This window comes from Ruegeria sp. CF8 (assembly GCF_056537285.1).
Genome location: NZ_JBQFRG010000004.1, coordinates 77,390 through 101,672, shown reverse-complemented (window position 1 = coordinate 101,672; position 24,283 = coordinate 77,390). Strand labels below are relative to the sequence as shown.

The following is a 24,283-nucleotide window of genomic DNA, read 5'->3' as shown; positions in this document are numbered from 1 at the left end:
AGGATTAATTTGTCATTACTAATATGACTCGTATCACTGGTCGGAGTACTGCCGAGATGAGATTTGGAATTCACGCAGGTCTGTGGATGAAGAATTGGACGGATGACCCTGCTCCGATTTTCCAAATTGCCTCTGATATTGGGTATGACGGGGTAGAGCTGTCTCTGCTGGGTATCGGCTTGGACCGTGCCGATGAAATCCGCCGGCAGGCTGAGGATTGCGGTCTGGCGATGACTTGTTCCACCGGTTTGGGTCCTGAAGCCGATCCAACGTCAGAGGACCCGGCCGTGCGCGATCACGCCGTAGAAACGCTAACCGAAGCCATTAAAGTAACTGCGCGCCTTGGTTCACGGGGTTTGGCAGGGGTCGTTGCCGCGCCTTGGGGCGTTTTTGATCCAGCCAACAAACCGGCACGCGCTGCGCGTGCGGCGGAAACACTGGCACGCATTGACGATGTTTTAGGTGATCACGACGTGACCTTGGGGATCGAAGCACTCAACCGATTTGAAAGCGATCTGACCTCGACGGCTGCCGAAGCCTGCGCCATAGCGCGGGGTTCCGGGTCGGACCGAATTGGGGTGTTGCTCGACAGTTTTCACATGAATATCGAGGAAAAAGACCCACCTGCTGCTATCCGCGCTGCGGGTAAGACCCTCGTGCACTATCATGTCTCTGACAATGACCGTGGGCGTCCAGGCTCGGGGCGCTACGATTTCCCGGCGGACGCCGCGGCACTGGCAGAGATCGGGTATGACGGTTGGGTTGTGGCCGAGATGTTTGTTATGGCAGGATACCCTTCCAGCCGAGATTTGAACATCTGGCGCGATATCGAACCTGATCCGACTGAGGCAGCAACACTGACGCTGGCTTATTTGAAGGATGTGTTTGGCGATGTCGGCTGAGGCTTTCTTCCTTGCGCTGAAGGCCCGCTTTGAAAAGGAAGCGGATCAGCTAAACGCGCTGGATGCAGCAATTGGTGACGGGGATCACGGGGCAACCATGCTGCGCGGTCTGACACGGGCAGTATCAGTTGAAGAGGGTCGCCGCGCCAAGGCATTCATGCGCGCCTCGGGCGGGGCGTCGGGCACATTGTTCGGGCTGGTTCTGCTAGAGATTGAAAACCATCTCGACACCGGTGCGCCTTTGGCCGAGGGCCTAGCGCGCGCCTGTGATCGCATTTGTGATCTGGGTGACGTAGCAGTTGGCGACAAAAGCATGATTGATGCGTTAAGCCCTTCGGTTTCGGCGCTGAAAGAGGGCGATCTGGCGAGCGCAGTGCAAGCCGCTGAAACGGGCCGCGATGCGACGACCGCGCTTTCAGCCCGCCGTGGTCGAGCGCAATATGTCGAAGGTGGTGGGCGCGGACATGTGGATCCCGGGGCCGTATCCGTTGTTCTGATCCTCGACACATTGGCCGGGGTGTCGCGATGAAGAAACTATTCAATAGCGCCGAAACCATGGTCGACGATATGCTGGACGGGTTTGTCAGCGCGTTTCCTCAGGTCAGGCGCGGCTCAAGTGATCCTCGGGTGATCACCCGCGTGACACATGCGAAAAACCCGGATGAAAAGGTTACGCTTCTGATCGGCAATGGTTCTGGGCACGAACCGATTGCAATGGGGTTTATCGGGCAGGGCGTGCTGGATGCCAATGTGGTCGGCGATGTGTTCGCTGCGCCCTCAGCGGATTTGATCTTGGATGGGATCACGGAGGTGACAGGTAAAGCAGGGTCGATCCTGTTGATCTCAAGCCATTCCGGCGATCTGATCAATGGGCGCGCAGCCACGATGATGGCGCAGGATGCGGGAATTCGCACCGTGCCTCTGCCGATGTATGACGACATCTCAGCAGCTCCGCCCGAGCGCAAGCATGACCGGCGCGGTGCACCAGGCACGATGTTCATCTACAAAATCCTCGGCGCTGCGGCGGAAGAAGGGATCGGGCTTGATAACCTGGTGAAGCTTGGAGAGGCTGTACGTGACCGGTTGGTCACATTGGCAGCGGCGGTCAATCCGCCCGTTTCGCCTCTGACCGGTCAGAAGATGTTCGAACTGCCCGAGGATGAGATTTTCCTAGGCATGGGCGTCCACGGAGAACCCGGTGTTGGGCGCGCCAAGGTCGGACCTGTGCATGAGCTGGTGGGACGCATGGTCGATGCCCTGTTGGCAGATCGCCCGATGGCGCGGGGATCAAGGGCCTGCGTCATCGTCAACGGCATGGGCGGCACCACGATGATGGAGCTTCTGACGATCTGGGAAGAAACCCGCAAAGCTCTGGCCGCGCAAGGTATCACGGCCATTGCGCCGATGGTGGGGAGCTATGTGACAACGCAAGAGATGGGGGGATTTTCGATCTCGTTCCTTGAGCCTACCGATGAGATGCTAAGATATTGGTGCGCGCCCTCGGACACGCCTTTCTTCCCGCCAATTCGGACGGAGGCGACCTAGATGCTTTTTGACGGACCAGTATACGGGGTGGCGGTGGACCAGGGCAGCGGCTTGGCTGCCGCGCTGCGCGAAAGACGCGGGTCCGACGCGCGGGACAGTGATCTTTTTGACTTCAAACGCATTGTTGTCGAAACCGTCAGCCCCGAAGCGACGACTGTACTGGTTGATGCCGCACTGGGGCGCGAACTGCTACCGGCCTACGATCCTGCCTGCGTCCGTATGCTCGCCTACGAGGCAGATGTTTATCATATCACCGATGAGGACCGGATCACGAAACTGCCCGAGAACTTGAGCGTTGGCGATTACCCCGGCTTGGGTGTCAACGTGTTGAAGTTCTTCCTCTACTATGGCCCCAATGACCCTGAGGAGTTGAACATTCGTAAACGGGATCTGGTCGCTTCAATCAGTCGCGAGTGTCGCGAGAACGGTGTGACCTTCCTGTTCGAGCCAATCGTTTATGATCGCGCGATTCCTGACGGATCTTCTGCGGAGTATGCTATGGCCAAGCCCAACCTCGTGCGCGCCGCGACCCAAACCTTTGCCGATCCGAAGCTGGGTGTCGATATACTCAAGGTCGAGATCCCGGTAAGCCTGCCCCATATCGGTGGCACAATGTCAGAGGCCGAAGCCGAAGCCGCCTTTCGCAATGCCGCCGAGGCTGCGGGGGATATCCCGCTGCTTTATCTGAGCGCCGGTGTCACGTTCGAACAATTTCGTGACGCACTGGTGATGTCGCGTAGAGCAGGGGTTGGGGCAAGAGGCTTTATGTGTGGCCGCGCGATCTGGAGCGACGCGATTGATATCTTCGGCGTTGACGGACCCTCTGCCATGGCGCGTTGGATGCAGACCTCAGGGCGTGATCGGCTGGAGCAACTGAAAGAGGCCATCTCGTGAACGGGAACCCCAAATACCAGGTCGTGCATGACGAAATCCTTCAGCGTCTGCAAAGCGGGCAATATGCAATCGGAATGCGGCTGCCCACCGAGGATGACCTGTCCAAGACTTTTGATGTCAGCCGGGTAACAGTGCGCAAAGCGCTGGAGCTTTTGGTACGGGCAGGATTCCTGACCTCGCGGCAAGGCAGCGGGTATAACGTCGCCACTCTGTCGCCACCCTCCACCACCTGTCTTGCCTCGTTTACTGACAAGGTGCTGATCGAGGGGCGCGTGCCGGGTGCGCGTCTGTTGGGGATCGAGGCTGTGACGAAAGACCTTCCGGACAGCGTGGCGGAGTTTTTCGACGAACCCCTGATGCGTGTGGATCGGTTGCGCACGGTAGACGAAGCACCGCGTATGCTGACACAGACCTGGATTCCAAAACGGTTGGTGCCAGGCATCTCGGCCGAACAATTCCCCGAAAGCGGTCAGAACCAGTCGATCCTGCGTATTCTGCGACATGATTTCCAACTGGACTGGTCCAGTGCGTGCGAAACCATCGACTGTCTGATTGCCGAAAAAGAAGTCGCCCGACGGCTCGACATCCCCGTCAACACGCCAATCCTGTCTCAGGCCTGTACTGCCTTTGACACGGATGGAAAGCCGGTATTCTTCGACCGGTTGTTTCGCCAGGGTCCCATAAGCTTTGATCTGGCCGGTCCCGCGCCACGCCAGACCGGCACTTGAAGGAACACAAGACATGTCCTTTACCATCGGCCTCATCACTGCCTCTCTGCCAAGCTATTTCCCTGAAAAGCATGGCGTTTTTGACGCGTGTAAAACCTGGCTGGACACATTGGCGGCATCAGAGTCTGCGCGCGTTATCGTGGCCAGCCTGACCCCAATGAACGGCGCCGACGCACGGCGGGCGGTGGAAGAGCTTCGTGCGAAAGGCGCAGACTTTATCATCCTCCTGCATGGCGGTTTTACCATGGGAGATGTCGTGCGGGAAATCGCGCGCGCGCCTGTTCCTCTTGGAATATGGTCGACGCCAGAGCCGTCTCATGTCGATGATATCCAACTGAACAACTTTGTTTCTCTGAACATGTCCATGTCGATACTGCGCGGGGTCCGGGATCTGGGAACACATCCCGTGCAATGGTACCTCGGCGGGCCGGGCGAAGACGCATTGCAACGGCGGATGGGTCAGACGATCCGGGCCTTGTCGGCGCGCAAGGCTTTGGACGGTGCGAGAATTGGGGTCGTTGGCGGGCTGGCGATGACCTTTTACAACATGGAGGTTTCTACGGACGCGATGCTGCGCCATCTGGGCGTCTGGACTGAGCATGTGGATATGCACCGCATGACTGACCTGATGGCGTCTCAGTCGGATGCGGATGTCGCGGCCGAGTTGGATGAGATGTCCCAGACCGCAACGGTGCGCGGGGTCTCCGAAGACCAGATGAACCTGACGGCGCGGGCCGCGGTGGCGCTGCGGGCCATTGCGGCAGAGGGCGGGTATGACGCGCTTGCCGTGTCGGACTGGCCTGCCTTGCAGGAGCACCCCGGTATGCATCCCGGTGCCGCCTTCAGTTGGCTCGAAGAGAAAGATGGCCTGCCGGTGGCGTCGGAAGGCGATGTGCTCGGGGCGGTCACGCAGTTGGTCGCGAAGGCGCTGACCGGGCGGGTTGGCTGCCTTTTGGACATGACCTCACCGGATTTCGAGCGTGATCAGATTCTGATGTGGCATGGCGGCGGCGGGCCGCTTTACATGGCAAAGGACGATGTTGCCTGGATCAACCACCCGATGATCGGGCGCGGCACCGAAGCCGGGCCAATCTATGGTGCTATCGCTGACTATGAGTTCGCGCATGGTCCCGTAACTCTCCTGCGCGTTTCTCGCCATGGTACTGCACGGTTTGCCGTCGAAGCGGTTGTATCCGAGGGTCACGCGCCGGGATTCACCGGCTGCCGCGGTTGGGTCGGAGAATTCTCCGGTGGGGACGGGCCTTGTTCAGCCCAAGACATTGTTGCGACGGTCATGGAGCATGGGTTGGAGCATCACTTCATCCTTGTGCCGGGACGCCACCGCGCGGTCTTTGAAGAGTTCGCCCAATGGTGTGGCTTGGAAGAGCTGGGCGTGATCCCGGCGCATGGCGGTCTACCGCAATTTATTGGGGGGCCGGTTTGACCGCAGTTCAGCTCAAAGGTGTCCGCAAGGACTTTGGCAGTTTCACGGCGATCTCGAATATCGATCTTGATATCCGGTCCGGTGAGCTTGTGGCGCTGCTGGGGCCATCGGGCTGCGGTAAAACGACGACGCTGCGGATGATCGCCGGGCTTGAGGTGCCATCGGCGGGCGAGATTTGCTTTGACGGCAAGGATGTATCGGAAGTCACGGTCCAGAACCGCAATGTCGGTATGGTGTTTCAGCGTTATGCGCTGTTTCCACATATGACCGTGGAAAAGAACATCATGTTCGGGCTCAAGGTTCGCGGCACGCCGGTGTCTGAGACCAAAGAGCGGCTGGAAGAAATCCTGAATGTCGTGCAGTTACAGCAGTTTCGCCACCGGTTTCCGGCGCAGCTGTCGGGCGGGCAGATGCAGCGGGTGGCCATTGCGCGCACGCTGATCACCAACCCCTCAGTCCTGATGATGGACGAACCGCTTGCCAATCTCGACACCAAGTTACGCGGTGAAATGCGGCGTTTTATCCGTGATCTGCAACAGCGGCTGGGTATCACCACGATCTTTGTAACGCACGATCAGATCGAGGCCATGGAACTTGCTGATCGGGTCGCGGTTATTTTCGACGGTGATCTGGCGCAATATGACGCGCCAGACGCACTGTATAAACGTCCGAACAGCGTCGAGATCGCAGATTTCATGGGCGCAACCAATGTATTTCCCGCAGAGATCGCGGCTAGCACCGCAACGGCGACGTTTGGAGCGCTGCATTTCGACCCCGATCTGTGCCTGGCGGTGGAAGGCCCTGCACATGTGATGCTGCGCAGCGAAGCCATCGACCTGCACCTGTCCGTTCCGGTGGAGCCCACGAACGTGATTGCAGGCAAAGTCACGGCTCGCGACTTTTTCGGGGCCAACATTGCCTACAGTGTCGATTGCAGTGGCGAGACGATTTCAGTCACGGAACAGTCGCGCCGTTTGGTCGACATCGGACAGGAAGTCTGGCTGACCATCCCGCCAGATCGCATCTGGATCATTCAAAACACTTCAAAGCCATAGAAAACAAGGACAAAGTCAGAGGAGGAGACTATGAAGAATTCACTACTGAGCTTAACGATCCTGGGCGGCCTGTTGGCCAGCACCGCAGTAGCACAGGACGCTGACGCATTCCGGGACGGTTTTCTTGCCGGCGACGTGACCTGGGAACAGGTGCAAGAGCGCGCCAAGGAGGAAGGCGAAATCAACCTTTATTATTGGGGCGGGAGCGATCAGATCAACATCTGGATGGATCGCTACGCCGTGCCGGGTCTTGAGGCCGAAGGTGTCAAGCTGAACCCGGTTCGGATAACCGGTACCAAAGATGCGGTCGATCTGGTTTTGGCGGAAATGGGCTCGGGCAAGGGGCTGGGTCAAGGCAGTGTCGATGCGATCTGGGTGAACGGCGAGAACTTTGCCACGCTCAAGCGTCAGGATGCTCTGTTCGGTGCCTTCGCCGACAAGTTGCCCAACAGTGCCAACATCGAATGGAACCCGGACGATCCGCGCTCGCTCTTGAACCTGAGGGACTTCGGCGTGGAAACCAACATGTCCGAGATGCCGTGGTCGGGTCAGCAATATGTCTGCGCCGTCAACACTGCGCGCGTGTCGAAGGAAGACACACCCAGCACTTTTGCGGACATGACCGGTTATCTGGAGGCTAATCCGGGCAAGTTCACTTACGTGAAACCACCGCATTTTACCGGCAACACCTTTGTGCAGGCGGCAGTTTATGCCCACAACCCCGACGGCAACGGCGCGGTTCCGTTTCAGAACTCGATCGATGATCTGGGCGCGGCTGAACTGGCGCGGCTGATCACGCCGGGTATGGAATATCTGAAGGAACTGGATAAGCACTTGCTGGGCGCAGACAGCGGCAACGCGCGTTATCCCGAGGATGCAACGGCGCTGTTGGGTCTTTTCCTGAATGGTGAGATCGACTTTGCTTGTAACTTCGGCCTTTACGGGGTGGCAATTGGTTTGCGCGACGGGACATATCCCGAAGGTGCGGAGCAATTCGTGTTTCCCGAAGGTAACATGATCAAGAACAAGAATTATCTTGTTGTTCCGGGCAATGCGCCCAATCCGGCGGCCGCGCTTGTGATGGCGAACTTCATGGCCTCAGTGGATGCGCAGGCTTCGAAACTTGAGGTCGCGGGTATGCCTCCGGGAATCGATCCCTGGAAGCTGACCGAGGAAGAGGTCAACAAGCTAACCGACGCGTCGCCCGGTTTTGTCGGCATCACTCAGGCCGAGTTGGACGCCAATACTGCACCGGACACCAACGCCACGCTTGTCGATGTGATCGAGGCAACATGGCTGGAATATATCGAACGCGACAGCACCGACTCGATCGAGGCGATTGTTGAGCGCGCGGTTGCCAATCTGAACCAATAACCCAAACGGGGCTCTGGCTTGCCGGGGCCCCAATCGGTGCCGAAGATGTCCGACGTGAAAACAACCGAGCTTGCCCGCCACAAACGGGAACGCATCCTGATGTGGCTCCAGCTGTTGCCGGTCATGGCTGTGCTGACGCTGCTTTTTGGTGGCGCATTGGTTCTGGGCGTCATGCAATCTTTGGGTTTTGCGCCGTGGTTCGGCGTGAACACATTCCCGGATTTTTCATATTTTGCAGCTCTTTGGGGCGATAGCTTTTTCTGGCAGTCGCTCTGGTTGACACTGTATTACGCCATTGCAGCCACCTTTATTTCGCTGGTCTTTGGTATTTTGCTGGCACTGGCTTTGGTGCGGAGCTTTCCAAGCAAGACGCTTTACAAATACCTCTACAAGCTTCCACTGATGATTCCCTATACGGTTGGCATCGCCTTGGCCGTTGTGATGCTGGGCAATGGCGGGATGCTGTCGCGGCTGATGGCTTTTGCGGGGTTTATCGACGATCCTTCGCAATTTCCCCAAATTCTGAAAACCCATATGGGCTGGGGCATTATAGCGGTGTATGTCTGGAAACAGACGCCGTTTGTCGCGCTGACGATCTATGCGGTTCTCTTGGGCGTCGGGCGCGAAACCGAAGAGGCCGCGGCCATTCTGGGCGCAAACAAGCGGCAGATTTTCTTTCATGTCACCCTGCCGCAAATCCTGCCCGGCATCATTTCTTCGACGCTGATCATCTTTGCCTTCAACATCGGCGCGTTTGAGGCCCCGTTCATTCTGGGCGGAGGCTTCCCCGACACGTTGCCAGTGGTCGCCTGGCGATATTTCAACGACGCCGACTACACGCTGCAACTGCAGGGTATGGCGACCGTTGTGTCGATTGCGCTGATCGCGGGCATCATCCTGTACAGCTACCTTGCCATCTACCGCCGCTATGAGCGCCGGATCGGGAGGAGTTGATCATGGCCACCCGCAAATCCTCGGCAATTGCGCTTAGCGAACGACTGTCGCCGTTTCAAAAAATCTACCTCTGGCTGGTCGCGGGCTTCATCCTCGGGCCCTTCATCCCGCTGATCATCCAAAGCTTCGCCTTCCGTTGGGCGTGGCCCGACCTGTTGCCCGGCACGTGGTGGATGGAGCAACGGGAGAAGTCGATCCTGCCTCTGGCGTGGGATTACGTGTTTTCACCCTACAGTCAGGTGTGGGAGGCCACGCTGAACACAGTATTCATCGGCTGCGTAGTGACGGTGATCTGCCTTATCATCTGCCTGCCCGCCTCGCGCGTGCTGGCGCGTGAGAATTTCCGGGGCAAACCGGCGTTTGAGTTCTTCCTATCGATGCCGCTGATCGTGCCCGAAGCCGCGATCGGCATCGCGCTGCTGATGATCTTCATCCAGATCGGGTTGGCGGGCAGCTATATCGGCATCATCATCGTGCATCTGATCCCGACAATTCCGTATATGATCCGAATGCTGACGGCGGTCTATCAGGGTTTGGGTAAGGATTTCGAAGAACAGGCGATGATCCTTGGGGCCAACCGCTGGCAGGTGCTGCGCATGGTGACCCTGCCCATGTTGCTGCCCGGGGTAGTCGCGGGGATGTTGTTCACATTCCTCGTGTCGACCAACATCTTCCTGCTGACGTTCTTTATGGGGCAGGGCAAGATCGTCACCTTACCGACGCTTCTGTTCTCGAAGATCGCTGGCGGGACGCTGGATGCTTCGGCAGCGGGGATCACTCTGGTTGTTACCGTTCCCGGTATCATTCTTCTGCTCATCACCGAGCGTTTCATCAAAGAAGAAGCCTTTGGAAAAGGCTTCGGTAACTAGAAAGGCCGCGCCATGACATCTTTGGAAGAGACCGTCAGAAAGTTCCCAAAGCTGGATAAGACGCTGATGGAACAGCGCCTTGGCCGACCCGGCCCGATGCCCCGGATTATCATTGATACGGACACCGCCAACGAAATTGACGATCAATACGCGGTGGCATGGGCTTTGCTGTCGCAGGACCGGCTGAAACTCGAAGGCGTGACCGCTGCGCCGTTTTCGTTTCTGCATCACCGCGATGGGCTCTACGAAGCGGTGGAAGCACTTCAATCGGGCGATGCCACCGACCACGACGACAAATTCATCGGCCCTTTTACGGGTTGGGCCAAACGCCTTCTTGCGGACGGACGCACTGCGGATGATATCGAATTTGTCACGCCTGATGTTGGCGAGGAACGATCTTACGAGGAAATCCTGCGCGTGTTCGAAGCCTGCCGAGAAGCCCCTGATGGCAAGGTGTTCCGCGGCTCGCAGGCTCATCTGTCAAGTTATGATGCACCGATAGAATCCGAGGCTGCTCAATTCATCATCGATCAGGCCCGCAACCGTGAAGACGGCCCGGTCTATGTTTTGGCTATGGCCGCACTGCCCAATATCGGCTCGGCACTTTTGATGGCACCTGACATTATCGACAACCTTGTTGTTGTCTGGACCTCGGGATTTCCAAGCTATGCTCCGTTTTGCAACGCGCCGTCGCTAAACTTGGTTCAGGATCAACTGTCTTCGCGGTTGATTTTTGAATGTGGTGTGCCGCATGTGTATCTTCCGGGCTATCACGTGGGCGCACAGCTTACGATTTCGCTTCCGGAAATGCGGGAATTCGTGAAAGGGCAGGGTGCTATAGGCGACTACCTCTGGCATCTTTACACAAACAATCCTCTGCACAAGAAATATGCGATCTCAAATCCCGAGACGAAAACCTGGGTCATCTGGGACATCATCAACGTGGCCTGGATGTTGGACGAGACATATGTGCCAACCCATGTGACACAGTCCCCCGCGCTGGATGCGTCGCTTTACTGGCAGCAAGGTTCCGACCGGCACCTGATGCGCGAGGCCTATGATGTCAACCGAGATGCGATTTTCGAGGACTTTTATCGATCCCTTGCTACGGCGCATCGGTAGTGACGATCTGGCCGTACATGAACACTGTGTAAAGACTTGGCAAACCAAGCGACCCGGGACCAAAAGAAAACCCTGGGTGACAGTCATTGGTGTTATTCGTAACAAACTGGCCCTTTCGGGGACTGCTTGCTTTGCCATGCAAGTGCTCTTGGTCTTCAAACTACCCCGTGCTCAATAACCTGCTCTGGATGCAATTCTGCCCAATCAGCGAGAAAAGCAGACATCTCGGGAACAGTCGAAAACTGAGAAGCTTTTTGGGGCAGCGATACGCCGTTCTCAAGCGCCATGCGCGCGCAGGCGATGTGGTCCCGGTGTTCCCTTTGTGGGCAGTTTTCCGACCCATGGATGATCGTTGACAATAACGTGCCGCCATAAGCGTTTGTATGGTCAAGGTCCGGGTTTTGGGTGAGAAAATATGACATGACGTCGGACATCCCTTCCCAACCCGCTAAGTGCAAAGGCGGCATTCCCATTTCGTCGGGCAAATTGGGGTCAAAGCCCATCTCAACCAAATTTTGCATATGAGGAAGTGTACCTTCGCGCCAAACGAGGCGGCACAGAAGGTATTTCATCTCTTTTGACAGCGCTGTCATGTCTATCCGGTCATCGGGTTTGGGATCACCATCCGCTGCACGCGCAAGACACGCTTCAGTATCCGAAAGCTGCTTGGATGCGCCTGCCCCTTCTAGGATATCTGCTATGTCCTGGTTTCCGAAGACGCGCGCAAAGGCATAGGGTGTGTGACCGCGGCTTACGGTGTTTGGATCCGCACCGTAATCCAGCAATAGTTGGGCGATTTCGCCCGACGCCAGACGCCGTGCGGCTTGATGTAAGGCTGGGATTACTAAGGACGGTTCGCCAGACGGGTGCGGGGTGATGCCTTCGTTGGGGTCCGCGCCATGCTCGAGCAACAAACGAACCATTTCAAGTGCATTGAAATCAATCGCTCGCGGAATTGCATTAGTGCCCTTGGGATTGGCTCCATGCTCCAACAGCAATCGCAACCCTTCAGTATGGCCTAGTTCGGTAGAATGGTAGAGAGACTCGTTGTCGTCCGGGTTTGCACCATTCTGTAATAACCATTTGGCCAACGGCATGTTGTTGGCGTGACCAATGGCCCCGTAAAGCGCTGACAGCCGATGTTCTGTGTCTGGATCGAACGAAAAACTGTCATTCACGTCTGCGCCATGCGCCACAAGCAGCTCGGCCATTGCCAGCATATCGCCCGCTTTTTCAGGCGCGGCCTGAATGTGTTTCGAAAATGCCAGATGGCATATTGGTCGCCGGGGCGGATAGTTGCGGGTCGCGGCCGTTGCATCCTGCGCCAGAATTTTGCGCATTGCGTCCACGTCATACAGCGCAACAAGAAGTGGAACCTGCCCCTCGGTGAGTGTTGGGTCTTGCGCAAGCAAATGTGAGACTGTCTCAGGCGAGCCGTTGTATAGCGCCCAACGTAGTCGCCCTTGTTTCTGCGCCCTGTCCATACCTTGGGTCTCAACGGCCAGTTTCAGCGCAGGCCACGAAGCATAGCCAGTCTCGCGAGCGATGACATGAAGACAATCGGCGTGTTTATAGATTCCGTTAACTGGCGTTGGAACAACACCATGCACGCGCAATAGGGCGTCTTTGTCGCCCATGGTCAGAGCTTTGCCCAGTGCCTTGGCATCACGGCGCAATTGGTCGAGTGATTTTGTCATCGGTCTTCCCTCCGTTGCCCGACGGTCCGCTGATCCGGGCTGAGAAACCGATGTGGTTTTCGCATATTCTCAAGGAGGTGCCGATGACAGCTTTCCGCGGACCGGGTGGCCGCCTCGACACGGCCTAACACAAGAGTACCGTTTGCCATCACCTGCTGCAAGTACAACGGCTTGCCGCCTCATCCAAACTAGAGGTCAAGCGCGCCTAAAAATGGTGCTTTGGACAATTTGCCCGAAGGGCCCGAGCACCAATGTAGTGCTTGCATGCGGTGCTGTGTCTCCAGCGGAAATGTGCAATACAGCGGCCCAACCCAAATTGCCCGGCTCTGTAAGCCTTTGAACGCGCATTTTGGTCACTGCGACCTCAACTTTTTATTCGCCTGAAGTCTGGGTCGTAAGGTGAAGGCGGGATGACCTGTGCCGTCACAAGGTCACCGCACAGGTCGAGCTTCATCGTGCTGTCAATCTCGGCCAGGTCAGGGTTTACGAAAGCGTAAGCCAGGTTTAGGCCAACCCGATGCCCCCAATCGCCCGAGGTGATGGTGCCGACGACGGTGTCACCTTGCATCAACGAAGCTCCACTATGGGCCGGGGCGTGGGTCGTGTCGATCTTTAAGGTCACCAGCTGCTTGCGCGACCCTTTCGCCTGCCGCTCATTCAGGGCGTCCTTGCCTATGAAGTCGCCTTTGTCCAGCTTGACGAAGCGGTCCAATCCCGTTTCGAATGGGTCGAACTCGGTCAGAAGGTCGGCTTTCCAATGCAGGAAGCCTTTCTCCATCCGCATGGAGTCCACCGCGCGGGCCCCAAACAGCTTCAGGCCGTGCGCCTCACCCGCCGTGCGCAGCGCCAGATAGGCAGCGTAGAGCGAAGCGTTGGGCACGTGGATTTCATAGGCGAGCTCGCCTGAGAAGCTGACTCCCATGACGGTGGCTGGGGCAAATCCTATGAAGCACTCTCGTACTGATAACCAAGGGAAGCCTTCTTTCGACCAATCGCCGCGGGAACAGGCGGACAGGACATCTCGCGCATTGGGACCGGCGAGAACAAGGATCGTCTGGTCGTTGGTCAGAGAGCGTATCTGGACGTCCTCGCCATCGCGCAAATGCTGGGTCAGCCAATCCATATCGTGGTATTCACTCGCCGCTGCCGAGCCGTACCAGACCCGCGCAGGGCCGCGGTCACTGGCTGGGATGTTGGCCACGGTGGCCTCGCCCTTGATCATCCCATGATAATTCAGCAGATAGCCAAGCCCCACACGTCCAGTGCGTTTTGTGACAGTGCCACAGAACATGCGATCCAGAAAACTGTGACGATCAGCGCCGGTAATTTCAAAGCGGTTGAAACCGTTTACCTCGCACAGGCCGACATTCTCCTGCACATTTTTGACCTCGCCAGCCACAACGTCAAAAACTTCGTCAAAATCGAATGTGAGACTGGGGTGAAAGTCGGGTGAAGGTTTGATGTAGTCGACCCGCTCCCATCCGTTCACAACGGTGAATTCGGCCCCTTCGGCAGCCATGATCGGCGTCAGCGGTGTTGTCTTCGCCGGGCGACCTGCTGGGCGGTGTTCATGCGGAAAGTGGAAGCGGAATTCGTTCTGGTAGTCCTCGATGGCCTTCAGCGAGGTCAGTTCCACATTCGCGTGCCCGGTAAAGCGGCGCGGATCGAGACACCAGGTGTCATAACACGCCTCGCCATGCACGATCTGCTGCGCCAGCAACCAGCCGTGGCCGCCGCCTTCGCCAAGACCGGCGCGCAACCCGATAATGCAGAAAGCGTTGCGCTTGCCGGGGATCGGACCGACCAGCGGCGCGCCGTCGATTGTATAGGTGATCGGGCCATTCACTACGGATCGGATTCCTGTTTCGCGCAAGGCGGGCATCCGTTCGAACGCGCCTTCCAGAACGTCCATGACCCGATCCAGATCATCGGGGCAGAGTGCGTTGACAAAGTTCGGGTCAATCCCGTCCATGCCCCAGGGTTTGCAGTCCTGCTCGTAGAAACCAACCAGCAAACCGCCCTTTTCCTGACGGCTGTAATAGTCGCTGATCGGGCAGCGCAACAGCGGCATCCGGTGGCCTGCCTCAGCGATGCCGGGAATGTCTTCGGTCAGGAAATATTGATGCTCCATAGACGCAACCGGGTGATGTACACCCATCATCGCGCCGACTTCGTTGACGCGGTAACCGCAGGCGTTGACCACGATGTCGCAATCAATTTCACCCTGTTCCGTATACACGGTCCAGGTGTCGTCCTTGTGTTGCGTCAGTGCGGTGACCGGCGTGTTACGGTATACCTCGGCCCCGGCCTTGCGGGCATGATAGGCGAGCGCCTGACACAGTTGCGCGGGATCGATATCGCCATCCAAAGGATCCCAGAGCCCACCCAGCAGGTTTGTGGTCGAGATCAACGGGTGGCGGCGGGCGCATTCCTCTGCATCGATCACTTCAAATTCAACCCCCATGCCCCGGGCCATCGAGGCAAAGTGGCGGTAGCCTTGCATTTGTGCCTCGGTGTTGGCCAGCCGGATACCCCCGTCCGCGTGGTGGTAATTGATCGGGTATTCGGGGTTCTCGGACAGGTCTTTGTACAGGTTTATTGAATGTGTCTTCAGACCGACCATGGTTTGGTTCATGCCAAAGTTGGTCACTTGCGCGGCAGAATGCCAGGTCGTGCCGCTGGTCAACTCGTCGCGTTCAACCAGAACAACATCGGACCAACCTTCTTGGGTCAGATGATAGAGGGTTGAGCATCCGGCAATACCGCCCCCAATGACAACTACCTTGGTACGGGATTTCATGTGATGCGCGCCTCCGAAAGAAGTTCAGTGCTGATAGGCCTAGACAATGGGTTTGTTCGCAATGAATTGCGGTATATTCATAAAAAATCTTACTTTACTTACGAATTTTTGATCCTAATACCGGAAGCCGTTGAAATTGCGTTGATAAGACCGCTTTTATCGCGCGGTAATCTCAAAAATAGGAACCGATATGGCAGGTCAGCGTGGAAAGAGAGGAGGCCGCCGCGAGCGACTGGCGCAGCGCGCCACAAAGCCCGCGATTGATCCTTGTCCACCTGGCCAGATAGGAGGCGTATACAAGCCACTCAGCGATGCAGATCTCCATCGCATCTACGATACCGCACTGGACCTTCTTGAAAAGCTTGGCGTGGGGGAAGTGCCCGAGCGACTGCAAGTGGATTTGTTGGCCATCGGTGCGATTGACAATGGCAAAGGACGTTTCCTGTTTCCGCCAAAGCTGGTGGAAGAGGCAATCGATCAGGCTGCAAAGACGTTCACTCTGCATGGTCGCGACCCGGCCCGATCCATCGAGGTGGGCGGCAATAAGGTCTATTTTGGCACCGGTGGCGCGGCGGTGCAGACGCTGGACATGAACAGCGGGATTTACCGACCTTCGACGCTGGACGATCTGCACAACTTCACCCGGTTGCAGGACACGCTGGCCAATGTCAGCTGGTACACACGTTGCTGTGTTGCCACCGACGTGCCGGACAATTTCGATCTGGACGTCAATACGGCCTTCGCGTTGATCAAAAATACAACCAAGCCCACGGCGACCTCATTCACGCTAGCCGAATACGTGGCCCCGATTGTCGAGATGCTGGATATCGCCGCCGGTGGACCGGGCGAATTTGCCAAGCGTCCGTTCATGAAGGCGCATATCAGCCCGATGATCTCGCCTATGCGCTATGGCGAGGATGCGGTGGATGTTGTCTATGAGTGCATCCGGCACAATATCCCGATTTCGTGCATCACCGCCGCGCAGGCGGGGGCGACCGCGCCTGCCACCCTGGCCGGGTTTCTGGCGCAATCACTGGCTGAAACGCTGGCAAGCCTGCTCATGGTGCATGCGATCCGGCCGGGTTTTCCGATGGTCTTTTCAAACTGGCCGCTGGTGATTGACCTGCGCACCGGCGCGTTTTCGGGGGGCAGTGGGGAAACGGCTGTGCTCAATGCGGCTTCGGCGCAACTTTCAAACTGGCTGGGCCTGCCGTCTGGAGTGGCCTGTTCAATGACCGATGCCAAGGCGATTGATGCGCAATATGGCATGGAGAAAGGTATCACCTCGATGGCAGCGGCCTTGGCTGGAGGAAACCTGATCTATGAAAGCTCAGGGATGACTGCATCCTTGCTCGGGGCCAGCTTTGAGGCGTTTGTGCTGGATGACGAAATGCACTCGAACACCTACCGCGCGCTGCGAGGCGTTGAGGTGAGTGACGAAAACTTGGGCTTTGACGCGATCTGCGACGCGGTTCTGGGTGAAGGGCACTTTCTGGGCGGCCAACATACCTATGCCGCGATGGAGCGGGACTATTTCTATCCGTCACTCGCTGATCGTGATGAGCCGCGCACATGGGCCGAAAATGGCGCTCAGGACGCGTGGGATCGGGCAAGGGAACGTGCCCAAACGATTTTGCAAGAGCACAAACCAACCTATCTGACGCCGGAACAGGAACGGGCGATACGCAGCCGTTTCAACATCCTGCACCCTTCAAGTGACTAGTTGGAAACTTTCGGACAGCCAGGGATAGTTGCGTGTTTGCTGAGAAATTGCGTGCTCTTCGACCAACATTCGCATCTTACTGTCTATCAGTTCCAGAACAGAACGCGAGCAATCCGGTGCTGCGACGATGACCAGGTTGCGGGAAAAGCTTTTGCCGGGAAAGGGATGCATCTTTAGCTTGGATTGGAATCGTTTTGCACGTGAAAACAACAATGGGGTCGTGATGGTCCATCCGGCCCCGGCCGCGACCATCGCCATAAGGGTCTGATTGTTGCTGCACTCGAAATTGGACAGCGGCGTCAGGCCGAGGCGCCGCAGTTGCGACTCGATCTGCCGGGCGATTATCAGATTACCGGAAAACCGCAGAAACGGCAGGTCACTACGCCCTTCAACTATCTCAGTAACAGAATGTGCGTTGTCGCGCGGCAGAACCACCACAAACGGGTCGCGCAGTAAAGGGCGATCCTGAAGGTCGCCCATCCGCTCGGTCGGAGTGGTTGTGATGCCCAGATCCAGATGGCGGCTGCGCAGCATGTCGATAATTGTATGGCTGGAATCCGTTTGGTACATGAAATCGCAATTCGGCATATATTCCGACAGGAACACAGCAAGCTCTGGGATGATGTCGCTGTCGAAATCCTCGATCGTTCCGATCCGCAGCAGGCTTGCATCGGCGATACTCCCGGCTGAGGCTTCGGCCTTTGCCTTGCGAATAGTGTAGAGTGCATCGTCAATGTTGCGCAGAAAGACCTGTCCCTTGGGCGTCAGCACCATCGGCCTGCGGGAGTGATTGAACAGCTCGACCCCCAGATGATCTTCGAGATTGCGAAGATGATGCGAAACGGTGCTGATCGTCAGGCCGGTTTCCTTGGCTGCCGCCTGCAACGATCCCTTATGCGCGCAGATCTGAAACAGTTCCAACCATCTAAGGCTCAGATCCTTTGCTGCAGAGTGGCGAGGCATTGTCGTTGTTCCGTCCCGTTGAAGTTCGCAGTACTTTTAGTTCGAAAACCCGCTAGAAACGTTATCATCTTTTCGAAATAATCGGTTGGTATTTTTGCGTAGGGCCTCGCTGTTGAACCTTCCGGATCGGGCAATTCTTCCGAAACTTAAACCCTGACCATGGATCAGGTCCTTATTTTGTTCCATCATCAGGCCGTCACAGCGACTGCGTGTGAAAACAAAATCTCAAAGAATGAAACTTTCCTAGACCTTAAGTTTAATGTGCATCTTGGGACAAAGGTTCTCAACGAAGTAGCAGGTAAACGTTTTGTAGACCAGCGTCAGACGCGCCGATGATTTGTTTCGCAATACGTGGCCCCTGCATCAAGAGGGAAATCAGATTGCTCTGACCTTTTGTTTTGTGCGCCAAAGATGGATGCCAAAAACTATCATGGCAATTTGTAAAACCAGACGCGTAATCGCAGCCCATAGCGGTGCAATAACTGGGTCGGGGCGAACAAGATCCCAAATATGGAAGGGCAAATAGGCGGTGCACAGCATTGCTGCGAACAGCCCGCCATAGGCGCGAAACGGTCGCCAAATCAGCGCGCCAGCAATAGTGATCTCGGCGACTCCGGCCAGAATATGCGCAGCAGTTTTGGGGATGAATGTCGGCATGAAACCGTCGAACACCTCGGGATAAACAAAGTGGGTAATCCCGCCCGCCATCAGAAACAAGGCAAAGAGCCAGATAAACAGTGTTTTGAACACGGGCCACTCCGAGGGATGGTGCAAGTTTTAAATGGTCCGGGCGAAGCTTTTGCGCCGCCCGGACCTGTTTCGTGAGTGAGGGGGTATTGAGGGGATCTGTCTTAAAGTAGTTATGCGGCGTGCGCGACGGCGGGCAGATTGAATTCAAACCCAACCAACTGTTCACTTCTTGCCCAAAGCAGGCGCTGTTTTTCGCGATCCAGCGCGTGGTCTTTCACCTTTGCGTCAGAAACCGGGCCGCGGGATTCTCCCATTTTCTGCGGGCCGTAAAAGGCACCGCGTTTAGCCTCTTTGCCGGCGGCCGCCAGAACTGTCGGGGTTGCGCCAGCTTCGGGTTTTTGGGCTGCCAGTTTGTTCATTACGGCCAGCATGCCCTTCATGAAGCCGGTTGGGCCGGTGGATTGCAGATTGGTATCGGTGTAGCCCGGGTGGCAGGCGACGCAGATGACCTTGCTGCCGGCCGCTTTCAAGCGGCGATCCAATTCGAACGCGAACATAAGATTCGACAGTTTGGACTGCGTATAGGCCTTCATTGGAGTGTAGTTCTTTTCGGTCATGAAATCGTCCAGATCCAGAGGGCCGTATTTGTGAACCAGGCTGGACAGGACGACGATGCGGCCTTCGGCAGCTTCAACCAGATCAAACAACAGGCCAGTCCATAGGAAGTGGCCGAGGTGATTAGCGCCCATCTGCAGGTCAAATCCGTCAACAGTTTTTTCCTGCGGGGTCATCATGATGCCGGCGTTGTTGATCAGGCCATCGATTTTTGAATAGCGTGCGCGCAGTTCCTCGGCCGCCTTGCGGACCGAGGCTAGATCACTGAGGTCCATCAGGATTAGATCAACCTTGCCTTTCGATGAGGCCGACAATTTGCGTTGCGCGGATTCACCCTTTGCGCGCGATCTGCAGACCATAACAACGTTTGCGCCCTTTTCCCCCAACATCCGGGCGGCTTCATAGCCGATGCCCGAATTCGCACCGGTAATGACATAGGTTTTGCCGGTCAGTTCCGGCAGCTGCGACGGCTTCCAGCTGCTGAAGCCCGAATCAGTGATTTTCTGTTCCATCCGAGGGGGTCCTATCGATATGGGTTGCAGACAAGTGCGTATCAGTGTACTGTATGTACAAACAAGACCCAAAATGTCAAGAAGGTAAAAATGAAAAAAACGACAAACGCTTTCGAAGTCCTGTCTGTCTTTGCGCAGTACGGCTTTCGCAAAGTGTCCATGAATGACATTGCCGATGCTGCTAGTGTGTCGCGTCAGTCGATCTACAATCAGTTCGGATCGAAAGAAGCCGTTCTGGAATGGGCTGTCACTACTGCGCTAACATCCATGACCAAAGCGGCTGTTGATGTTCTGAACCAGGCAGAAGGTGCGCCCCAGAGTGTTCTTGCGCGGGCGTATCAGACTTGGATCGGAGATCACGTGGCCATTTGGCGGGGCACGCCCCATGGGGCTGAGATCATGGAATTTGCCATCGAATCCGCACCAGATGCCGAAATGGACTATACCGCAGAGTTCGAAAATGCCCTGTCGGGCTATTTGACAAAAGCAAACGTGGTTCCAACGTCCGAAGCGGCGGCGGATTTGGCTTTTTTGCTCACGACCGTGTCAACTGGCCTTTTGCTAAAATCTACAACCAGCGAACAATACGCCGCTGGCATGACCCGCGCTACAAGGGTGCTTCTGGCTCAAATGCCGTGAACCCAACTGATGCAAAAAAGTACCCGTAAAAAATTGCTGCGCAGGGGAAAAAGAAAAGACAGCTCTGTTTCTTGTTTCTCATCTAATTCGCGAGCGAAGATCGCAGCAAAGTGTTGGCTGAGAATCCCTCCTGGTTTGTCTTATGAAGGCAATGGCAATAGAGCTCACCAAAGTGTTGATTTTCAGTTGGAATCTTCGACCAGCCATTTGTAGACCAACGCAGCGCGATCCGAAGAGGTGTTATGAAGCACGACATAAAAGTCCAAAGGGGCTGACAGTGTCTGCGGCAACAACTTAGCCAGTTTGCCTGACCTAACCAAACTTGCGGTCAGTCCTTCCCATCCCAATACAGCGCCCATGTCATCCTGCGCTGCTTGCAGGGCAATGGTGTAGTTGTTCACCCTGTGACCCGATTTGAGTGAGCCGGAGTAACCCAAACCAGCCGCCCATTCCTGCCAACCTGTCCAATCGGTGCCAGGGGCGTCCAGGTGAATAAGTGGGATCTGAGACAGGTCCTGCATCTGTTCGATTTTATTCTGCCGGACAAATTGAGGGCTGGCCAAAGCCATGATCCGGTCCCTGAACAGCACATGATATGTGCCACGCTCTCGTGACGCGTCACCATACCTGATGCTGATATCACATTTTTGCGTGTCGTATCCCAAATCAGTGACAACCTGAGTGACAGAGATATGCCCGAAATTCTTCCAAAACTGTGCCAGGCGTGGCGTCAGCCACAGCGAACTGACTGCGGTGCTGGATCGTATCGTCACACCTGAACGATCGTATTGTGAGCGCAACTGCTTGAGTGCCTCGCTGATCCCCTCAAACCCGCGTTGCAAAGCAACCAGCAAATATGCACCGCTTTCAGTGAGTTCTACGCCTCGGTGATGGCGCTGGAACAACGCACAATTGAGTTCGACCTCAAGCGCTTTGACCTGATGACTGATAGCGGCGGGGGTAACATTCAGTTCACTGGCGGCCTGTTTGAAGCTGACATGGCGTGCGGCGGCTTCGAAACTGATCAAGGAGCTGAGCGGCGGGAATTCGTAGGGACCATAGGGCAAGGTGGTTTGACCTGTATCAAGCGGTTTTAGGTTATTTCCGTTATCATTGGCGTATTCGCATTAGCTGTATTTGCCCAGAGTGAATTTTTTTGCAATTGCGATCTTCGTCCATGAGCGCAAAGATTTGTGTAAAGCAGCATGTACTGCGCAGAATCCCTGACACGCCACATATCCGTCTTGCGGAGCGGCGTTGGTCGGGGTTTCAGCGCAGTGGGAGAGGAGAATTCAAATGCAGTCACATGCCGAAGTTGTTGTTGTAGGGGGCGGCTGTGTCGGAGCCTCGATTCTGTACGGCTTGACCGAGCATGGGTGCACCGATGCCGTGATGCTGGAACGGACGACGTTGACCTCGGGCTCGACATGGCACGCGGCGGGTCTGCTGGTGACATTTGTTCGCTCTCACAACGTGTCGAAGATGACGATGGAGACCATCCGCATCTATACCGAGGTCGAGGAAAAGATGGGCAGCTCGGTCGGGTTGCGGAAAGTCGGCCAGCTGCGCGTCGCAAATACCGAAAAGCGCTGGGACGAGTTCCAGTCTTACATCTCGATTGCCGAAGCCGCCGGTGTGCCGTGCAAACTGCTGACCCCGGAAGAGGTGGCCGAGGTTCACCCGCTGTTGAACCAGTCCGAACATATCCGCGGGGGTATCCTGCATACCGAAGACGGTTATGTGAACCCCGCTGACATTACCATGGCGATGGCAAAACTGGCGCGTGATGCAGGGGCGAAGGTTTACCAGAATACCGAAGCGCAATCTTACGAAAAGCTGGAGAACGGGCTTTGGAAGGTGACAACCGACAAGGGTGAGATCACCTGTAAGCATCTGATCTTCGCCACCGGCAACTACGCGCGCGAAAACGCACGGCGGGTAGGGCTGGATCTGCCTTGTATCCCAATCGTGCACCAATACTGGACGACCGAGACAGTGCCGCTGCTGAAGGAACGTCGCGCACAGGGCCTGCCTGAATTCCCGATCCTGCGGGATGAAGATTATGGCGCATATCTGCGCGAGGATGTGGGTGGGATTCAGTTTGGTCCCTATGAATTCACCAAAGACCTCAAACTGTTTGCCGAAGACCGTGTGCCGCCTGATTTTGGGGCCGATCTGCTGCCTGAGGATTTTGATGCGGTGGAAACGCAATGGGAGCGCGCCATCGAGCGTGTGCCGACATTGGGTGAGGTTGGTATCAAGGCCAACACACGCGGCCCGTTCCAGATGACCCCAGACGAGTTGCCATTGGCTGGACCTGCGCCGGGACATGACAACCTGTGGCTGGCCGAAGGGATGCCCGGCGGCATTCTGTGGGGCGGCACTGTCGGCAACCGCCTTGCGAAATGGATCGTTAATGGCGATCCGGGTATGGACATGTCCGAACTCGACCCACGCCGGTTTTCTGACTACGCTTCGAAACGCTGGACCATGGACAAGGTGCGCGAGACCTGGGGCACCCACATGGATGCGCATATTCCAGGAGAGGATTTCCCGGACGCGCGCCCGATGAAGACCATGGGGTCGTATGATCTGCTAACCGCGCATGGCGCGGTTTGGACCAGCTTCAACGGGTACGAGTTCCCCCGCTGGTTTGCCAAATCCCCTGAAGAGGCGATCCCCGAGCACTCTTTCCGCCGCACCGACCACATGGAACTGGTGCAGGCCGAGGTGCGCACGACCCGCGAAGAGGCCGGGTTCATCGAAATGTCGCCGATGACCAAGTTCACCGTGCGCGGCCCCGGTGCCGCAAAATGGCTGGACAGCCTGATGGCCAACAAGTTGCCGAAGATTGGCCGCATGACCCTGTCTCTGATGTTGAACGACAAGGGCGGAATGGACGCGGAATACACCATCGTTCGATATGCCGAGGATGACTTCTATCTGATTTCGACTCCGAACTGGCGGGCCTACAACTGGGATCAGTTGCAGCGCTTGCTGCCCAAGGACGGCTCTGTCGTGATGGAGGATATCTCCGAACAGCTGGGCGTGATTGCTCTGGCCGGTCCGAAAGCACGCGAAATTCTGCAGCCTCTGACGGATAATGACCTGTCGAACGAAGCTTTCCCGTGGCTGTCGGCACAGATGGGTGAAGTGGGCTATGCCAAGGGCGTTCATCTGCTGCGCGTATCGTATACCGGTGAGCTGGGTTGGGAATTGCACCACCCGGTCGGGTACAATCGCCATTTGGTCGATCTGCTTCTGAAAGCCGGGGTGAAGCCCTTCGGTCTGGAAGCCTTGGAATCCATGCGGCTTGAGAAATCCTATCGCGCGATCAACCGCGAGATTTGCAAGGACATGACACCTTACGAGGCTGATCTGGGTCGCTTTGTGGCCATGACCGAAAAGGTCAATGGCGAGATGGTCGAGCGGGAGTTTATCGGCAAGGCTGCGCTGCAAAAGCAAAAGGAAGAGGGTGGTTACAGCACGCTGGTGACTCTGAAACTGCCGTTCTGCGATACCTCGGTGATGTTTGACGAAGGTGTGTACGCCGATGGCAAGTTGATCGGGCGCGTCACCTCGGGTGGATTTTCCTACTACTGCAACCATGACATCGCGATGGCTTTGGTGCCTCAGGACATGACAGCGCCGGGTACGAAAATGCAGGTGTTGATCCACAATGAAATGCGTGATGCCGAGGTTATCGACATTTGCGCCGTTGACCCGACCAGCGCGCGCGCCCGGGCCTGAGAAGGAG

20 protein-coding genes are annotated in these 24,283 nt (G+C 56.5%); 14 read left to right on the top strand and 6 right to left on the bottom strand.

Annotated features, from left to right (window positions below; translation table 11 throughout):
* Nucleotides 1-56: 56 nt before the first annotated feature.
* The 11 genes from ACR0EV_RS10815 to ACR0EV_RS10765 are packed head-to-tail and all read left to right on the top strand — an operon-like array spanning nt 57 to nt 10,887.
* Nucleotides 57-902, top strand: a complete 846-nt coding sequence (locus tag ACR0EV_RS10815) for a sugar phosphate isomerase/epimerase family protein (protein ID WP_480800078.1) — start codon at nt 57-59, stop codon at nt 900-902.
* On the top strand, nt 892-1,431 hold the full coding sequence (locus tag ACR0EV_RS10810) for a DAK2 domain-containing protein (RefSeq protein WP_480800077.1): 540 nt from the start codon (nt 892-894) through the stop codon (nt 1,429-1,431). Before ACR0EV_RS10815 ends, ACR0EV_RS10810 begins: the two co-directional genes overlap by 11 nt.
* Complete coding sequence (locus tag ACR0EV_RS10805; protein WP_480800076.1) at nt 1,428-2,447, top strand: dihydroxyacetone kinase subunit DhaK; 1,020 nt, start codon at nt 1,428-1,430, stop codon at nt 2,445-2,447. The genes ACR0EV_RS10810 and ACR0EV_RS10805 overlap by 4 nt, the downstream gene beginning before the upstream one ends.
* Nucleotides 2,448-3,341 (top strand): tagatose 1,6-diphosphate aldolase, encoded by an 894-nt coding sequence (locus ACR0EV_RS10800; protein ID WP_480800075.1) that lies wholly within the window; start codon nt 2,448-2,450, stop codon nt 3,339-3,341.
* Complete coding sequence (locus ACR0EV_RS10795; protein WP_480800074.1) at nt 3,338-4,069, top strand: GntR family transcriptional regulator; 732 nt, start codon at nt 3,338-3,340, stop codon at nt 4,067-4,069. Before ACR0EV_RS10800 ends, ACR0EV_RS10795 begins: the two co-directional genes overlap by 4 nt.
* A gap of 13 nt (nt 4,070-4,082) precedes the next feature.
* Nucleotides 4,083-5,513: an L-fucose/L-arabinose isomerase family protein gene (locus tag ACR0EV_RS10790; RefSeq protein ID WP_480800073.1), complete on the top strand. Its 1,431-nt coding sequence runs from the start codon at nt 4,083-4,085 to the stop codon at nt 5,511-5,513.
* Complete coding sequence (locus ACR0EV_RS10785; protein WP_480800072.1) at nt 5,510-6,568, top strand: ABC transporter ATP-binding protein; 1,059 nt, start codon at nt 5,510-5,512, stop codon at nt 6,566-6,568. The genes ACR0EV_RS10790 and ACR0EV_RS10785 overlap by 4 nt, the downstream gene beginning before the upstream one ends.
* A 30-nt stretch (nt 6,569-6,598) precedes the next feature.
* Complete coding sequence (locus ACR0EV_RS10780; RefSeq protein ID WP_480800071.1) at nt 6,599-7,942, top strand: ABC transporter substrate-binding protein; 1,344 nt, start codon at nt 6,599-6,601, stop codon at nt 7,940-7,942.
* A 45-nt stretch (nt 7,943-7,987) separates the two neighbouring features.
* Entirely contained in the window at nt 7,988-8,896 is a 909-nt protein-coding gene (locus ACR0EV_RS10775; RefSeq protein WP_480800070.1) for an ABC transporter permease, read from the top strand.
* Between the two features lie 2 nt (nt 8,897-8,898).
* A complete protein-coding gene (locus ACR0EV_RS10770; RefSeq protein WP_480800069.1) occupies nt 8,899-9,765 on the top strand; it encodes an ABC transporter permease in 867 nt (288 codons plus the stop codon).
* A 12-nt stretch (nt 9,766-9,777) separates the two neighbouring features.
* Nucleotides 9,778-10,887: a nucleoside hydrolase gene (locus ACR0EV_RS10765; protein WP_480800068.1), complete on the top strand. Its 1,110-nt coding sequence runs from the start codon at nt 9,778-9,780 to the stop codon at nt 10,885-10,887.
* Between the two features lie 155 nt (nt 10,888-11,042).
* On the opposite strand, the gene ACR0EV_RS10760 is transcribed toward ACR0EV_RS10765, so the two are convergent.
* Both ACR0EV_RS10760 and ACR0EV_RS10755 read right to left on the bottom strand, forming a co-directional pair.
* Complete coding sequence (locus tag ACR0EV_RS10760; protein ID WP_480800067.1) at nt 11,043-12,584, bottom strand: ankyrin repeat domain-containing protein; 1,542 nt, start codon at nt 12,582-12,584, stop codon at nt 11,043-11,045.
* 364 nt (nt 12,585-12,948) lie between these two features.
* Complete coding sequence (locus tag ACR0EV_RS10755; RefSeq protein ID WP_480800066.1) at nt 12,949-15,384, bottom strand: GcvT family protein; 2,436 nt, start codon at nt 15,382-15,384, stop codon at nt 12,949-12,951.
* A 190-nt stretch (nt 15,385-15,574) separates the two neighbouring features.
* Here ACR0EV_RS10755 and ACR0EV_RS10750 point away from each other — a divergent pair, with 190 nt between their 5' ends.
* On the top strand, nt 15,575-17,107 hold the full coding sequence (locus tag ACR0EV_RS10750) for a trimethylamine methyltransferase family protein (protein WP_480800065.1): 1,533 nt from the start codon (nt 15,575-15,577) through the stop codon (nt 17,105-17,107).
* Here the strand turns inward: ACR0EV_RS10750 and ACR0EV_RS10745 are convergent.
* The 3 genes from ACR0EV_RS10745 to ACR0EV_RS10735 form a co-directional block, all read right to left on the bottom strand.
* Entirely contained in the window at nt 17,096-18,070 is a 975-nt protein-coding gene (locus ACR0EV_RS10745) for a LysR family transcriptional regulator (protein ID WP_480800064.1), read from the bottom strand. The genes ACR0EV_RS10750 and ACR0EV_RS10745 overlap by 12 nt on opposite strands.
* 375 nt (nt 18,071-18,445) lie before the next feature.
* Nucleotides 18,446-18,820 carry a hypothetical protein gene (locus tag ACR0EV_RS10740; protein WP_480800063.1) on the bottom strand — a complete coding sequence of 125 codons (375 nt, stop codon included), beginning with the start codon at nt 18,818-18,820 and terminating at the stop codon, nt 18,446-18,448.
* 110 nt (nt 18,821-18,930) lie between these two features.
* A complete protein-coding gene (locus ACR0EV_RS10735; protein WP_480800062.1) occupies nt 18,931-19,887 on the bottom strand; it encodes an oxidoreductase in 957 nt (318 codons plus the stop codon).
* Nucleotides 19,888-19,977: 90 nt separating this feature from the next.
* Between ACR0EV_RS10735 and ACR0EV_RS10730 the strand changes: the two genes are divergently transcribed.
* On the top strand, nt 19,978-20,526 hold the full coding sequence (locus ACR0EV_RS10730) for a TetR/AcrR family transcriptional regulator (RefSeq protein WP_480800061.1): 549 nt from the start codon (nt 19,978-19,980) through the stop codon (nt 20,524-20,526).
* 182 nt (nt 20,527-20,708) lie between these two features.
* On the opposite strand, the gene ACR0EV_RS10725 is transcribed toward ACR0EV_RS10730, so the two are convergent.
* Nucleotides 20,709-21,593 carry a LysR family transcriptional regulator gene (locus ACR0EV_RS10725; protein WP_480800060.1) on the bottom strand — a complete coding sequence of 295 codons (885 nt, stop codon included), beginning with the start codon at nt 21,591-21,593 and terminating at the stop codon, nt 20,709-20,711.
* A 229-nt stretch (nt 21,594-21,822) separates the two neighbouring features.
* Between ACR0EV_RS10725 and ACR0EV_RS10720 the strand changes: the two genes are divergently transcribed.
* Nucleotides 21,823-24,276 (top strand): GcvT family protein, encoded by a 2,454-nt coding sequence (locus ACR0EV_RS10720; RefSeq protein WP_480800059.1) that lies wholly within the window; start codon nt 21,823-21,825, stop codon nt 24,274-24,276.
* The last annotated feature ends 7 nt before the right edge of the window (nt 24,277-24,283 follow it).

Bases quoted from the DNA above. Each gene is read 5' to 3' on its own strand.
- ACR0EV_RS10770 (WP_480800069.1), top strand. From the start codon at position 8,899: ATGGCCACCCGCAAATCCTCGGCAATTGCGCTTAGCGAACGACTGTCG.
- ACR0EV_RS10730 (WP_480800061.1), top strand. From the start codon at position 19,978: ATGAAAAAAACGACAAACGCTTTCGAAGTCCTGTCTGTCTTTGCGCAG.
- ACR0EV_RS10745 (WP_480800064.1), bottom strand. From the start codon at position 18,070: ATGCCTCGCCACTCTGCAGCAAAGGATCTGAGCCTTAGATGGTTGGAA.
- ACR0EV_RS10815 (WP_480800078.1), top strand. From the start codon at position 57: ATGAGATTTGGAATTCACGCAGGTCTGTGGATGAAGAATTGGACGGAT.
- ACR0EV_RS10760 (WP_480800067.1), bottom strand. From the start codon at position 12,584: ATGACAAAATCACTCGACCAATTGCGCCGTGATGCCAAGGCACTGGGC.
- ACR0EV_RS10765 (WP_480800068.1), top strand. From the start codon at position 9,778: ATGACATCTTTGGAAGAGACCGTCAGAAAGTTCCCAAAGCTGGATAAG.
- ACR0EV_RS10720 (WP_480800059.1), top strand. From the start codon at position 21,823: ATGCAGTCACATGCCGAAGTTGTTGTTGTAGGGGGCGGCTGTGTCGGA.
- ACR0EV_RS10800 (WP_480800075.1), top strand. From the start codon at position 2,448: ATGCTTTTTGACGGACCAGTATACGGGGTGGCGGTGGACCAGGGCAGC.
- ACR0EV_RS10755 (WP_480800066.1), bottom strand. From the start codon at position 15,384: ATGAAATCCCGTACCAAGGTAGTTGTCATTGGGGGCGGTATTGCCGGA.
- ACR0EV_RS10750 (WP_480800065.1), top strand. From the start codon at position 15,575: ATGGCAGGTCAGCGTGGAAAGAGAGGAGGCCGCCGCGAGCGACTGGCG.
- ACR0EV_RS10790 (WP_480800073.1), top strand. From the start codon at position 4,083: ATGTCCTTTACCATCGGCCTCATCACTGCCTCTCTGCCAAGCTATTTC.
- ACR0EV_RS10805 (WP_480800076.1), top strand. From the start codon at position 1,428: ATGAAGAAACTATTCAATAGCGCCGAAACCATGGTCGACGATATGCTG.
- ACR0EV_RS10735 (WP_480800062.1), bottom strand. From the start codon at position 19,887: ATGGAACAGAAAATCACTGATTCGGGCTTCAGCAGCTGGAAGCCGTCG.
- ACR0EV_RS10780 (WP_480800071.1), top strand. From the start codon at position 6,599: ATGAAGAATTCACTACTGAGCTTAACGATCCTGGGCGGCCTGTTGGCC.
- ACR0EV_RS10775 (WP_480800070.1), top strand. From the start codon at position 7,988: ATGTCCGACGTGAAAACAACCGAGCTTGCCCGCCACAAACGGGAACGC.
- ACR0EV_RS10810 (WP_480800077.1), top strand. From the start codon at position 892: ATGTCGGCTGAGGCTTTCTTCCTTGCGCTGAAGGCCCGCTTTGAAAAG.